Origin of the sequence: Pedobacter sp. (assembly GCF_040513095.1) — a bacterium.
Lineage (GTDB): Bacteria > Bacteroidota > Bacteroidia > Sphingobacteriales > Sphingobacteriaceae > Pedobacter.
In genome coordinates, this window is the sequence record NZ_JBEVDX010000154.1 from 1 (window position 1) to 12,982 (window position 12,982).

Genomic DNA, 12,982 nt, shown 5'->3' on the forward strand with positions numbered 1-12,982 from the left:
AAATATTTAAAAAAGAGGAATTATTGGTTGATACCGATTATTTCCTCCGTTTTAAAGAAAAAAATCCAATTCCGATTGCCCCGGTTGGTCTGCAGCATATTAACTTAAAAGCAGCATCCGAGGAGATTAGAAAACGCTTACAACAAGCTGAACCAAGTGGTATTTCTAGGCAGACCTTAGCAGGCAATAAACAAGAATTGGCTAGTGCGAATTTTATTCACTTGCATAACCATACGCAGTTTTCTGTATTACAATCCACCATCAACATCCCGGGACTGATTGCGGCAGCAGCAGCAGATAAAATGCCTGCAGTAGCGATGACCGATCATGCCAATATGATGGGGGCCTTTCACTTTGTGAACCAGGTACTGAACCACAATAAAGGGGTGGAAGCCAGAAATAAAGCGGCTGAGGAAAATGGCGAAATACCCACTGAAAAGACGCTGACCCCTATAGTAGGCTGCGAATTTTTTGTATGCGATAACCACCTTGATAAATCAAGAAAGGACAATGGTTACCAGATTGTGCTGCTTGCCAAAAACAAACGCGGGTACCACCATCTTGCCAAAATGTCCTCAATCGCCTATACCAAAGGGTTCTATTATGTTCCCCGGATAGACAGGGCAGTGATTGAGCAATACAAGGAAGATATCATTGTTCTTTCGGGTAACCTTTATGGCGAGATAGCCAGCAAGTTGCTGAACATGGGTGAAAACCAGGCCGAAGAGGCATTGATCTGGTGGAAAGAACAGTTTGGTGCAGATTTCTATATGGAGATCATGCGCCATAACCAGGATGATGAGAACGTGGTGAACAAAACGCTGGTTGCCCTTGCGAAAAAACACGGAGTAAAGCTGGTCGCTACCAATAACACTTATTACATTAATAAAAAGGATGCAAATGCACATGATATTTTATTGTGTGTAAAAGACGCTGAAAAACAGGCCACACCTATTGGGCGGGGAAGGGGATACCGTTATGGTTTACCTAACCAGGAATATTATTTTAAATCCGGGGAGGAGATGAAAGCATTGTTTGCTGATCTGCCGGAGGCGATAGTAAACATCCGTGAGGTAGTGGATAAAATAGAAATTTATAAACTGGCGAGGGAGGTCCTCTTACCTAAATTTGATATCCCTGCAGAATTTCTGGTCGTGGAGGATGAAGAAGATGGTGGTAAAAGGGGAGAGAATAAGTTTTTGCGTCACCTTACTTATGTAGGGGCTAAAAAAAGATACGGTGAGATTACTCCTGAGATCGAAGAGCGTCTGGATTTTGAGTTGCAGACCATTGAGAAAACCGGATATCCGGGATATTTCCTGATCGTACAGGATTTCATCAGGGAAGCCAGGGCACTGGATGTTTCTGTAGGGCCTGGCCGTGGTTCTGCTGCGGGTTCTGTAGTGGCGTACTGCTTATGGATCACAAATATCGATCCTATCAAATACGATCTCCTTTTTGAGCGTTTCCTGAATCCTGACCGTGTGTCGATGCCCGATATTGATATTGATTTTGATGATGAGGGCAGGGGCCGCGTGATGAACTATGTGATCACCAAATACGGTGCAAACCAGGTGGCGCAGATTATCACTTACGGTACCATGGCGGCAAAGTCGTCCGTAAAAGATACGGCGAGGGTACTCGATCTGCCGCTTTTTGAAGCGGATAAAATAGCGAAGCTGATCCCCAACCTGAAGCTGGCGAAGATCTTTGGGCTGGACGAAAAAGCATTGAAAGGTGCACTTCGTGCCGACGAATACGAAAAAGTAGTGGAGCTGAAGGATATCGCAGATTCCAAAACTTTAAGTGCAGAAACCATACAGCAGGCAAGGATCCTTGAAGGATCGCTGCGTAATACAGGTATCCATGCCTGTGGGGTAATCATTACTCCGGACGATATTACCAATTATGTGCCGGTGGCGATGGCCAAGGATTCTGATCTGTATGTGACGCAGTTTGATAACTCGGTAGTGGAGAGCGCGGGCCTGTTGAAAATGGACTTCCTGGGTCTGAAAACGCTGACACTAATCAAGGATACTGTTAAACTGGTGAGAATGCGGACAGGGATCCAGCTTGATCCGGATGAATTTCCTATTGATGATGTAAAAACATATGAGCTTTTCCAGCGGGGTGAGACTATAGGTATCTTCCAGTACGAGAGTACCGGAATGCAGAAGTACATGAAGGAGTTAAAACCAACAGTCTTCGGAGATTTAATTGCCATGAACGCTTTGTACCGCCCGGGACCACTGGAGTATATCCCAAGCTTTGTTCGCCGTAAAAATGGTGAGGAAGAAATCAAGTATGACCTGGATGCCTGCGAAGAGTATCTGAAAGAAACCTACGGGATCACTGTTTATCAGGAACAGGTAATGCTTTTATCACAGAAACTGGCCGGATTTACCAAAGGTGAGGCCGATGTACTGCGGAAGGCGATGGGTAAGAAGCAAAAGGATGTACTGGATAAGATGAAACCCAAGTTTGTTGCCCAGGCTGCAGAAAAGGGACATGCCCCGGTTACACTGGAGAAGATCTGGAAGGATTGGGAAGCATTTGCTTCGTATGCCTTTAACAAATCCCACTCTACCTGTTATGCCTGGATTGCCTACCAGACTGCTTATCTGAAGGCACATTACCCGGCAGAATATATGGCTGCGGTACTGACCAACAATATGAGCGACATTAAACAGGTGGCTTTCTTTATGGAAGAATGTAAACAGATGGGCGTACAGGTACTTGGGCCGGATGTGAATGAATCTATCCTCAAGTTCTCTGTAAATGTAAATGGCGAAGTACGCTTTGGCTTATCGGGAATAAAGGGTGTAGGAGAAAAAGCAGTAGAAAGTATTATTGAAGAAAGAACCAGAGGAGGCAGATACCTGAGTGTTTACGACTTTGCGAAACGTTCCAATACCAGAACGGTAAACAAAAAGGCTTATGAAAGTTTTGTATACAGCGGTGCCTTTGATAGCTTTGGCCATCACCGTGCGCAGTATTTCTTTGTGCCTATAAATGATAAAATGAATGGCATTGAGAAGCTGATCAAGTTCTCCAATGATTTCCAGAACAGTGAATCTACCTCACAATCTTCTTTATTTGGCGGTACTGTAGCCGATATGATCAATGAGCCTACCTTACCTGTAGCCAATGAGTGGAGCCTGATCGACAGATTGAAGTATGAAAAAGATGCGATCGGGATCTTCCTGAGCGGCCACCCTCTGGATAACTATAAACTGGAGCTGAAAGAATTTTGCCAGCACTCGGTGCGGCATTTGTCACTGGTAAATAAGATCAGGATGGGGGATACCAATGAAGAAGTGCTCGCAGAGTTTGCTTCCCTGAAGAACAGGGAACTTGTGGTAGGCGGACTTGTAGTTGTTTCTGCACAAAGGATGACCAAAACCGGAAAGCCTTTCGGAACGATTGTTTTTGAAGACTACAATGACAGCTGTGAGCTGGCTCTTTTTGGAGATGACTTTGTGAAGTTCAAGCAGTTTATGACTGATGGTTATTTTCTGCGGATCCGGGGGCAGGTAGGGGAGCGTTTCCGTAAGGAGGGCGACTGGGAGTTTAAGATTACCGCTATAGAGCTGCTGTCTGAACTGCGGGATAAGTTTGCGAAATGCATTACCATTCAGATTCCTATACAGCGGATCAACGACGAGATTATAGCGCAGATTTATTCCATTATAGAAGACAATAAAGCGAACACTGAACAGCAGAACTGTAAATTAAACTTTACAATCTACGACAACGAAAAAAACATCTCGCTGGAGTTGCCTTCCAAGTCGCTGAAAATCAACCCTAACAATGAGTTTCTGGAAAGCCTGACGGAATTACATGTTGTAAATTATAAGTTGAATTAGTGTCATTTTGGCATTCTGCCAGTGGTGGCACTACAATTGATCATATCTTTGTATAAATAAATTATAACAAAATTATGGCTTTAGAAATCACAGATGCCAACTTTGAGGAAGTTGTGTTGAAATCAGATAAACCCGTTTTAGTAGACTTTTGGGCAGAATGGTGTGGTCCATGTCGCATGGTAGGTCCAGTAGTAGATGAAATTTCAAAAGAATACGAAGGAAAAGCAATAGTAGGAAAAGTAAACGTGGATAATAACCCGCAAATCTCTACTCAGTTTGGCATTCGTAATATTCCAGCTTTATTATTCTTTAAAAACGGTGAGGTTGTTGACAAACAAGTTGGTGCTGTTCCTAAATCAATATTAGCAGGAAAATTAGATAAGCAATTGTAATCAAACACAATATAACGAGCATAAAGGCCGGTTCATCTGAACCGGCTTTTTTTATGCCTCAGTTTTTTTAAGAAGCCCGTCACTCCAGAAGCAAAATATACCAAGTACCATTAATATGCCGATGTGCAGGTAACTCACTGCGACCTGCTTGTGCAAAGCAGTATCAAACAAACTTAGTTTAGCTGCTGCAGAGATCAGCAGTGAAATCATGAAAAGCCACCTGAAATTTGTAGTGCTCTGGTAAAACCTGGCCAGATGCTGCGGTTTCAGGCTCAGCGCTTTGAAACAATTGACCAGGAGAATTACAAACAGGACACACAGCAGCAGGTATTTCAGCAGCCCTATCAGTGGTATAGGTTTCAGGGCAAGAATTTCTTTCAGGAAATATCCCGAGCAGGCAAGGCCCATAATGAAGAGCAATATGTAAGTAATTGCAATTGCTCTTAGCAGGATACGGTCAGTTGATGAAATCAGGGTCATTCCTTTTGATCTAATAGGACAAGTTATATTTCTTTTGTTAAATTTACATAATGGAGCCCCGTGAAAATCAGCCCGAACAGCAGTTAAACAGTAATCTTGAGTTATTGGCCAGGTCTGTGGTAGAAGGTTTTATCACAGGCTTGCATAAAAGCCCTTTTCACGGATTTTCTGTAGAATTTGCTGAACACCGTGCTTACAATAGCGGAGACAATGTAAGGAACATCGACTGGAAGTTATTTGGTAAAACCGAAAAACTATATACCAAAAGATATGAAGAGGAAACCAATCTGCGCTGCCAGTTTGTGCTGGATACTTCTTCGTCCATGTTTTTCCCGCAGGGAGAATATAACAAGCTTACTTTTTCTGTTCAGTCTGTTGCCGCGCTGATTTACCTTTTAAAAAAACAGCGGGATGCTTTCGGACTGAGCCTGTTTACGGATGAATTGTGGCTGAACACCCCTGCAAGGTCTACCACAACTCATCAGCAGTATATATTTGCACAGCTGGATCAGGTTCTGGCTAAACCTCATCTCAATGTAGGTACAAATCTGGAACGCTCCCTGCATCAGGTAGCTGAGTCGATTCATAAACGCTCTATGGTAATTATTTTCAGCGATCTGCTTAGTGCTTTTCATGATGAAAGCCAGCAATCAGCCTTGTTTGCAGGGCTGCAGCATTTAAAGTTCAATAAACATGAGGTGATTATCTTCAGCATCAGTGACAAAGCCAAAGAAATAGATTTCGCCTTTGACAACCGCCCATACCATTTTATAGACATGGAAACCGGAACAGAACTGAAGGCCAATTCAGGAACTGTTAAGGATACCTATCTCAGTTCTTACAAGGCCTACAGACAGCAGATAGCGATCACTTGTGCCCGGTATAAAATAGATTTGGTCGAAGCTGATATCAGTGAAGGTTTTTCAGGAATTCTCTCTGCCTATCTGATCAAGAGGCAAAAGATGAATTAGTTGTTTCTTTTGCCGTCCCTGTACCTGCTCAGCAGTTCTCGTTTGAAAGTTTCCTGAGCCCTGTAGTACTTGCCTATAGTTTTTATAGGGAGACTGCTTTTCAGCCTGCCATAATATTTACGTTCAATGTTCAGATCCTTTTGTTTGAAGTCGAGCTCATTTGTGATCAGGCTTTGTACCTGGGTATCTGACAAGTCTTCTATTTCAGTAATCTTTCTGAAACTGATCATTCTCTCACGTCTTTCTTTACGCAATGCAGATTGTTCGGCCTGCCAGGCAGTATAGATCGGCCAGAAAATCCTGGACTCTTCAGGTGTCAGTTCGAGTTTTTCTTTTAGATAAGTTATTTTGTAGGCATCTATTTCACCTCGTCTTCCGTTGTCCCTTTGTGCTTGTGCTGAGACTAAAAAGGGAAGAAGTAATAAAATTGTGGCAGCAAGTATATTCTTCATGGTTTTTTATTTAGAGTTCTGATGACAGATCTGACTGGGAATAGTTGTTTAAAATATAAGTTTCCAGTTCTGCATTAGTTGCGTTAGTTTTTGGTTCATCTGCTACATTTCCTTCCACATGATCAATGATATCCTGTTCATCAATATCATATAACATCTGCTCATTCGCTATTTCTGCGGCTGTAGCAGCTACAGGTTTGACCGTCTGCTCGTTCAGATAGAATCCAAACGCAGCAACAAGTACAAAACAGGCGGCAGATGCATATTTCAGCAGACCGGAACGCCACAGCCGTACAATTTTAGATTCCCGGGAAGGGGCAGCTTCTTCAACAGTTTGTGCAAGGATCTTAGCCTGCAACTTTTGAAAGTATTGGTCCGGGGTACTGAATCCGGCTGAAACCGGGAAACGTTTTAAAGCTTCCTCAGCACCAGATTCTTTATCAAAGCTTAATTGCTCATTTGCGTTTGACTCCTCTTCGCTGGTTTGCGCCAGGATGCGGTTTTTTAATGAACTGAAGTATTGATCGGGAACAGTATACCCGGCCGCCGGAGCAACCTGCTTCAGTTCATTTAAATAAACAGAGTTGGTTATCGCGTCGGGCAGTGTATCAAAATAGTTTTCAGGAACAAGAAATGGATTTTCTACAGGCAGGCTGGCCAGATACGGGGCCTCTGCTTTCCATTCGTTGTTTTCTTCATCAGTTTTCATTACGGTAATTGTTTTTTCGTCTTCACCAATACATTCAGCTACCCTATATGGATAGAAAAAACAGGAAAAGGTTTAAATACTAATTTCATCATTTAGCATAAAAACCTCAATTTTTTTAACAGCGATGTGAAATGATGCTTTGAGTGCACCTACAGAGGTTCCGAGGATAGCAGAAATTTCATCATATTTCAGATCGTCGTAATATTTCATATTGAAGATCAGCCGCTGTTTCTCCGGAAGACTGAGCAGTGCCTGCTGCAATTTCATCTGGATCTTATCTCCGTTAAAGTAGGAAGAGGCGACCAGGCTTTCTGATAATTCTTCAGAAACCTCATCCAGAGGGGTTTGGTTGCGCTGTTTTTTTTTATTTAGGAAAGTAATGCTTTCGTTTGTGGCGATGCGGTAGATCCATGTATATAACTTAGAGTCATTACGGAATTTAGCGAGGCTTTTCCAGACCTTAATAAAGACCTCCTGAACAAGATCGTCCGCATCGTCATGATCGATGACTAAACGGCGGACATGCCAGTAGATCTTCTCCTGATATTTGGAGATAAGCAGGTTAAAGGCTTCATTACTTGTCTTCTCGTTAGAGAATTTTTCTAATATTTCGTCGTCTTCAACCTGCTTCATCAATTATTTCTTTCTTTTTATTACTTTTTGAACTGCTTCTACAATATTGATTGTATCCAGTCCGTATTTAGTCATCAGCTGATCCGGCGTTCCGCTTTCTCCGAAACTGTCATTCACTGCAACAAATTCCTGCGGCGAAGGAAGTTCTGTAGATAATAAACGTGCAACGCTTTCACCTAATCCACCAAATTTATTGTGTTCTTCACAGGTTACCACACAGCCGGTTTTTTGAACTGATTTAAGGACCGCCTCTTCATCTAACGGTTTTATGGTGTGAATGTTTATAATTTCTGCATCAATACCCAGTTCTGCAAGTTGTTCCCCGGCTTCAATAGCTTTCCAAACCATGTGTCCTGTAGCAATGATAGTCACGTCTGTACCTTCATTAACCATCCATGCTTTTCCGATTTCGAATACCTGATCAGGATCTGTAAATACAGGAATAGATGGTCTTCCGAAACGCAGGTAGACTGGGCCTTCGTACTCAGCGATGGCCATTGTAGCTGCCTTGGTCTGGTTGTAATCGCAAGGGTTGATCACGACCATGCCCGGAAGCATTTTCATTAAACCTATATCTTCCAGGATCTGGTGGGTTGCACCGTCTTCTCCTAAAGTTAAACCTGCATGTGAAGCACAGATTTTTACGTTTTTATACGAATAGGCTACGGATTGTCTGATCTGGTCATAAACCCTTCCTGTAGAAAAGTTGGCAAATGTACCTGTAAAAGGAATTTTACCGCCAATAGTCATACCGGCTGCGATACCGATCATGTTGGCTTCAGCGATACCGATCTGGAAAAAGCGCTCAGGGAAATCTTTTTCGAAAGCATCCATTTTCAAAGAGCCTTTCAAATCAGCTGTCAATGCTACAATATCAGGATTTAATTTGGCAGCCTCATGCAGGCCTACACCAAAACCAGAGCGTGTATCTTTCTTTTCAGTATATGTGTATTTTTTCATCAGTTGTTCTCTAAATTGTTAATGGTCATGAAGCAATATGCTTCAATCGTAAATGTTCCTGTTCACAGGAGCTATTAATAATCCCCTAAAGTTTCTTTGTTCTGGCTTAAGGCCGAAGCAAGCTGCTCGTCATTAGGTGCAGTACCATGCCATTTATGAGAACCCACCATATAATCCACACCGTAACCCATTTGAGTACTCATCAGGTTCAGGATTGGTCTGCCTTTGCCTGTAAGTGATTTGGCATATTCCAGGGATTTGACAATCTCTTCCATGTTGTTACCGTTTGAAGTAATTACATGCCATCCGAAAGCAGTGAATTTTGCTTCGAGGCTTTCAAGAGACAATACTTTTTCAGTAGGGCCATCAATCTGCTGACCATTGTAATCAATCGTAGAGATCAGGTTGTCAACTTTATTATGGGGCGCAAACATAATCGCTTCCCAGTTTTGTCCTTCCTGCAATTCTCCGTCACCATGTAAACTGAATACCAGTGAATGGTCTTTATTTAATTTTTTCGTTAATGCTGCACCGATCGCAACAGACATTCCCTGTCCTAAAGATCCTGAGGCAATTCTGATACCTGGAAGACCTTCATGTGTAGTAGGGTGACCCTGAACGCGTGAGTTTAATTTTCTGAACGTAGCAAGTTCGCTTACTTCAAAATAACCTGATCTTGCAAGCACGCTGTAAAATACAGGGGAAATATGACCATTAGAAAGGAAGAACAAATCTTCTCCCGCACCATCCATGTTAAAGTCAGGATTGTGGTTCATGGTTTCAAAATAAAGGGCTGTTAAGAATTCGGCACAACCCAATGATCCGCCGGGATGCCCTGACTGACAGCCGTGTACCATTCTAACAATATCTCTTCGTACCTGAGAAACAATGTCCTCTAATTCATTGATTGTATGTTTCATTTAATTTGGATTGTAGTAACTAATAATGATAGCAAATATAGTTTATTCTGCCACTTTTCGTTAATTGTTAGGCCTTTAAGAGCCTTTTAATAATAATTAGGCTGTCATTTTTCCAAAAGCTCAAGAACCTGGGCCGTAGAATTCCTGGTATCTACTTTATTGATAATATGACTGATAATACCTTCTTCATTGATCAGGAAAGTTGTGCGGTTTGTGCCCATATACTTCTTTCCGTACATATTCTTTTCTCCCCATACGCCATAAGCTGTTACGATCGACTGATCGGTATCTGCCAGCAGCGTAAAAGGCAGGCTGTGTTTGGCTACGAATTTCTGGTGCGACTTTTCATCGTCAACACTTACACCAAGCACCACGATGCCCTTGGCTTTTAAACCTGCGTAGTTGTCCCTGAAATCACATGCTTCGGCAGTACAACCCGGGGTGTCGTCTTTAGGGTAAAAATATAAAACTACTGTCTGGCCTTTAAACTGGCTGAGGGTGATGGTGTTACCATCCTGATCTTTCCCTGTAAACTCAGGGGCTTGCTGACCTTCTTGTAATTCGCTCATCTCTTTATTTATAAAAATTAATTGAATACGTTTTAATATTCCCTTTCATGTCCTCTACTTCCAGCCTCAGCTGATGTTTGCCCGGGCCTGTACGGCTATCGAATGAATGCCACAGGGTAGCTGTCTTTGTGTCGAACTCCATCAGCACCCAGCTGCCATCAATATATCCGTTAAAACTTTTGATGCCGGAGAGGTTATCGCGGAGTTTGAACAGCATTTTAGGGATGCCCGACATATTCTTACCGTCCAGTATATTCACAGGAATGATTGAAGGGGCTACTGTATCTACAGCGATATAATAACTGCCGAAGTTTCTTGCTGTAGCTTTTACAAAACCATTTTCGAAAGTACCACCCTGCGAAGAACCGCCGGTGCTGACAATAACAGCCTTGTCTTTTAGAGTTCCCAGGCTTGCATCAGCTTTAATCCACAGATCGAAGCCCACATGCAGCGGGGTAAGGTTATTGTGGATCTGATAAATCTCTGAGTAAGCAGCCCTGGCTGGTCTTGGTTTAACTTTATAAACCAGGTTCAGATCGTTGTATAGGGTTCCTTTTGGCATTACTACTTTAACGCTTTCTGTAGAGAATTCGTTCTCTTTGTTGTAGAAAAAAGGAATTCCGTCCGGTGCATCGGGAGTGACAATGATTTTTCCGTCAGATCTGGCAGTAAAAGGCAGAATACTTTTATTGCCCTTTGAATCCGTAATGATATATTTTAATTCATGTACGTCCTGGTCGGTAAACTCAATTCTTCCGTTGTTTACCAGGTTGTAGTAGATCTTCATTGGGTTTCCCGGATCAACGAAGCTTTTCTGGATACTCCTGCGGCTGCTTAAAAATGCGGGGTAGTCAATATGCGAATTGATCGCCTTGCTGTTTTCAAAGGCAAAGCGTTCAAGGGCCGAAGTGAAGACTGTTTTTCCGTCCAGCTGCAGTTCTATTGAATATACGCCGTTGAGTCCTGAGTTGCCATTGTGCCTGTCGGTTGCAGTGATCCCAAAACCTACCTCACCGCTTACAACAATGGTATTTGCGGCCAGGTGATATTTTCCTGCGCCGCCTGTAACCTGAAAGTTTTGTTTTGGTGTGTATTCGTTGAAGGTCTTTTTATTTAGTTTATACAGGTAGAGGGAATAGATCACCGGTGGGATATCATCAGGTATCTGTATTCCGAAGAGCTGCGGATTGATCGTTTGTTCTGTTTTGGAATCCCTGATCTCAAAATGCAGGTGCGGGCCACCAGAGCTGCCCCTGTTGCCAGACCATGCGATTACGTCCCCTTTGTGCACCGGAAACTGTTCTGCCGGCGGGTATTCGTCCATTTCAAAGGTCTTTTTCTGGTAAGAAATGGATTTTACTGCTTCAGCGATCTTAGGGGAGAACCGGGAGAGGTGGCCGTAGACTGAAGTATATCCATTTGTATGGGTCAGGTATAAGGCCTGTCCGAAGCCGCTGTTCTGTACTCTGATCCGCGACACATAGCCGTCGGCAATCGCATAAACAGGATAACCCTCACGCTGATTGGTGCGGAAATCGATCCCCGAATGGAAATGGTTTCCTCTCAGTTCGCCAAAGGATCCTGCTAATGCAGGAGGAAGGATGTCCAGCGGAGGACGGAAATCTACCAGTGGATAAGTGTTACTGCTAAATATCTGCTGTGCTTCTGTGCACAGGGTGAATGCGCTGAAAAGGAAAAGGAAGAAACCTGTTTTGATCATCAAACTTATTTTATATCAAAGTTGAGAAATTGCTCTTCGCCGATCCAGGCTTCCAGTTTGTCGCCCTGATGAACCTGTCCGACACCCTCAGGTGTTCCTGTAAAAATCAGGTCTCCCTTTTTCAGGGTGATGTATTGGGAAACGAAAGCGATAATCTTTTCAAAGGAGAAGAGGATATTTTTTGTATTTCCGTTCTGGCGGGTTTCTCCGTTGATCTTCAGTTCAAACTGCAGGTTGTTCAGGTCTTCTATTTTGTCTTTGGGGATAAAATGGCTGATGGCTGCAGAATTATCGAATGCTTTGGCGAGTTCCCATGGCAGCCCTTTTTCTTTATGGATGTTCTGTATATCACGTGCTGTGAAATCAATTCCCAGACCAACCTCATCGAAATAGCTGGATGCAAATTTTTCAGCGATATGTTTTCCTTCTTTACAGACTTTCAGCACTACTTCAAGTTCGTAATGGATGTCGGATGAAAAGTCGGGTAGGTAAAAGGGTTTATTGTCTTTCAGGACGGCCGTATCTGGTTTTAAGAAAATAACCGGGCTTGAAGGTAGTGGATTGTTTAATTCTTTAGCGTGTGCGGCATAGTTACGGCCTATAGCAATTACTTTCATATGGGGTGCTGATAAGTTTAATTTTGGGTCATGCAGGCAGCATGATGCGTAAAAGTAACTTTATATCCACTAAAAAGGAAGGAATGCCTGAAAATTATAAAACGGAAATACGTTTAACGATAGTTTCAGATCCGGCTACAAAACGAAGGAAGTAGATGCCGCTGTTCAGTCGGTTGGGGATAGTAAAAGTCTTGGTTTGTTCACCTGCAGACAAACGTTCGTTTGAAAGGGTTACTACTTCGTTGCCGAGCAGGTCCATGATTTTGATGGAGATGTTGGATTCGCGTTCCAGGCGCAGTATAAAGTTAATCTGGTCGTCCACCGGATTGGGATAAACTCTCAGTACGGAAAGGATTTTATCTGCTTTGGAGCCTCCTGGTTTGTTGTGTGACACCAGGCTATTGTAAGATGGAATCTGCGATCCCGGCGTATAATTGGGTTTGTAGGAGGGTACGTCCCCTTTGATCTGCGGGGTCTTGATGATCCTTTTGTATTTGGAAACACTGGCGATACTATCCGAACGCTGGGCAAAAACAGAGGCACTACATAATACACTGATGCAGATTATGCAAATTAAGTGAATGAGTGAGATCGTTTTTATTTTTGTATTCATGTATCTTCAGCAAAAGTAGAAATAATTCCACAGAAAAATTAAAGATTTTGTAGCTAAGACAATATTTAACACAATTTAAC

General features: G+C 42.8%; 13 protein-coding genes. 3 read left to right on the forward strand and 10 right to left on the reverse strand.

The annotated features are described in order from the left end of the window. Positions 1 to 2: 2 nt before the first annotated feature. Together dnaE and trxA are read left to right on the forward strand one after the other, a co-directional pair. Positions 3 to 3,866 carry a DNA polymerase III subunit alpha gene (gene dnaE, locus ABWY16_RS17130; protein WP_353905879.1) on the forward strand — a complete coding sequence of 1,288 codons (3,864 nt, stop codon included), beginning with the start codon at positions 3 to 5 and terminating at the stop codon, positions 3,864 to 3,866. Positions 3,867 to 3,940: 74 nt separating this feature from the next. Beyond that, complete coding sequence (gene trxA, locus ABWY16_RS17135) at positions 3,941 to 4,258, forward strand: thioredoxin (RefSeq protein ID WP_142528212.1); 318 nt, start codon at positions 3,941 to 3,943, stop codon at positions 4,256 to 4,258. Positions 4,259 to 4,309: 51 nt separating this feature from the next. Here the strand turns inward: trxA and ABWY16_RS17140 are convergent, their stop codons facing one another. Then, a complete protein-coding gene (locus ABWY16_RS17140; RefSeq protein WP_353905880.1) occupies positions 4,310 to 4,738 on the reverse strand; it encodes a hypothetical protein in 429 nt (142 codons plus the stop codon). A 50-nt stretch (positions 4,739 to 4,788) separates the two neighbouring features. On the opposite strand from ABWY16_RS17140, the gene ABWY16_RS17145 reads away from it, so the two are divergent. Further along, a complete protein-coding gene (locus tag ABWY16_RS17145; protein WP_353905881.1) occupies positions 4,789 to 5,709 on the forward strand; it encodes a DUF58 domain-containing protein in 921 nt (306 codons plus the stop codon). Here the strand turns inward: ABWY16_RS17145 and ABWY16_RS17150 are convergent. The 9 genes from ABWY16_RS17150 to ABWY16_RS17190 all read right to left on the reverse strand — a co-directional run bounded on the left by ABWY16_RS17150 (position 5,706) and on the right by ABWY16_RS17190 (position 12,902). Continuing rightward, positions 5,706 to 6,161 carry a hypothetical protein gene (locus ABWY16_RS17150; protein WP_353905882.1) on the reverse strand — a complete coding sequence of 152 codons (456 nt, stop codon included), beginning with the start codon at positions 6,159 to 6,161 and terminating at the stop codon, positions 5,706 to 5,708. The genes ABWY16_RS17145 and ABWY16_RS17150 overlap by 4 nt on opposite strands. Before the next feature lie 10 nt (positions 6,162 to 6,171). Then, positions 6,172 to 6,870 (reverse strand): hypothetical protein, encoded by a 699-nt coding sequence (locus ABWY16_RS17155; protein WP_353905883.1) that lies wholly within the window; start codon positions 6,868 to 6,870, stop codon positions 6,172 to 6,174. 72 nt (positions 6,871 to 6,942) lie between these two features. Continuing rightward, positions 6,943 to 7,503 carry an RNA polymerase sigma factor gene (locus ABWY16_RS17160; protein WP_353905884.1) on the reverse strand — a complete coding sequence of 187 codons (561 nt, stop codon included), beginning with the start codon at positions 7,501 to 7,503 and terminating at the stop codon, positions 6,943 to 6,945. Between the two features lie 3 nt (positions 7,504 to 7,506). Beyond that, complete coding sequence (locus ABWY16_RS17165) at positions 7,507 to 8,463, reverse strand: transketolase family protein (RefSeq protein WP_353905885.1); 957 nt, start codon at positions 8,461 to 8,463, stop codon at positions 7,507 to 7,509. Positions 8,464 to 8,537: 74 nt separating this feature from the next. Next, complete coding sequence (locus ABWY16_RS17170) at positions 8,538 to 9,383, reverse strand: transketolase (protein WP_353905886.1); 846 nt, start codon at positions 9,381 to 9,383, stop codon at positions 8,538 to 8,540. Between the two features lie 104 nt (positions 9,384 to 9,487). Beyond that, positions 9,488 to 9,952 (reverse strand): thioredoxin-dependent thiol peroxidase, encoded by a 465-nt coding sequence (bcp, locus tag ABWY16_RS17175; protein ID WP_353905887.1) that lies wholly within the window; start codon positions 9,950 to 9,952, stop codon positions 9,488 to 9,490. Between the two features lie 4 nt (positions 9,953 to 9,956). Next, on the reverse strand, positions 9,957 to 11,672 hold the full coding sequence (locus tag ABWY16_RS17180; protein WP_353905888.1) for a M23 family metallopeptidase: 1,716 nt from the start codon (positions 11,670 to 11,672) through the stop codon (positions 9,957 to 9,959). Between the two features lie 5 nt (positions 11,673 to 11,677). Then, entirely contained in the window at positions 11,678 to 12,289 is a 612-nt protein-coding gene (locus tag ABWY16_RS17185; RefSeq protein WP_353905889.1) for a fumarylacetoacetate hydrolase family protein, read from the reverse strand. A 94-nt stretch (positions 12,290 to 12,383) separates the two neighbouring features. Then, entirely contained in the window at positions 12,384 to 12,902 is a 519-nt protein-coding gene (locus ABWY16_RS17190) for a T9SS type A sorting domain-containing protein (protein WP_353905890.1), read from the reverse strand. Positions 12,903 to 12,982: the final 80 nt, after the last annotated feature.

Bases quoted from the DNA above. Each gene is read 5' to 3' on its own strand.
- trxA (WP_142528212.1), top strand. From the start codon at position 3,941: ATGGCTTTAGAAATCACAGATGCCAACTTTGAGGAAGTTGTGTTGAAA.
- ABWY16_RS17140 (WP_353905880.1), bottom strand. From the start codon at position 4,738: ATGACCCTGATTTCATCAACTGACCGTATCCTGCTAAGAGCAATTGCA.
- ABWY16_RS17145 (WP_353905881.1), top strand. From the start codon at position 4,789: ATGGAGCCCCGTGAAAATCAGCCCGAACAGCAGTTAAACAGTAATCTT.
- ABWY16_RS17150 (WP_353905882.1), bottom strand. From the start codon at position 6,161: ATGAAGAATATACTTGCTGCCACAATTTTATTACTTCTTCCCTTTTTA.
- ABWY16_RS17155 (WP_353905883.1), bottom strand. From the start codon at position 6,870: ATGAAAACTGATGAAGAAAACAACGAATGGAAAGCAGAGGCCCCGTAT.
- ABWY16_RS17160 (WP_353905884.1), bottom strand. From the start codon at position 7,503: ATGAAGCAGGTTGAAGACGACGAAATATTAGAAAAATTCTCTAACGAG.
- ABWY16_RS17165 (WP_353905885.1), bottom strand. From the start codon at position 8,463: ATGAAAAAATACACATATACTGAAAAGAAAGATACACGCTCTGGTTTT.
- ABWY16_RS17170 (WP_353905886.1), bottom strand. From the start codon at position 9,383: ATGAAACATACAATCAATGAATTAGAGGACATTGTTTCTCAGGTACGA.
- bcp (WP_353905887.1), bottom strand. From the start codon at position 9,952: ATGAGCGAATTACAAGAAGGTCAGCAAGCCCCTGAGTTTACAGGGAAA.
- ABWY16_RS17180 (WP_353905888.1), bottom strand. From the start codon at position 11,672: ATGATCAAAACAGGTTTCTTCCTTTTCCTTTTCAGCGCATTCACCCTG.
- ABWY16_RS17185 (WP_353905889.1), bottom strand. From the start codon at position 12,289: ATGAAAGTAATTGCTATAGGCCGTAACTATGCCGCACACGCTAAAGAA.
- ABWY16_RS17190 (WP_353905890.1), bottom strand. From the start codon at position 12,902: ATGAATACAAAAATAAAAACGATCTCACTCATTCACTTAATTTGCATA.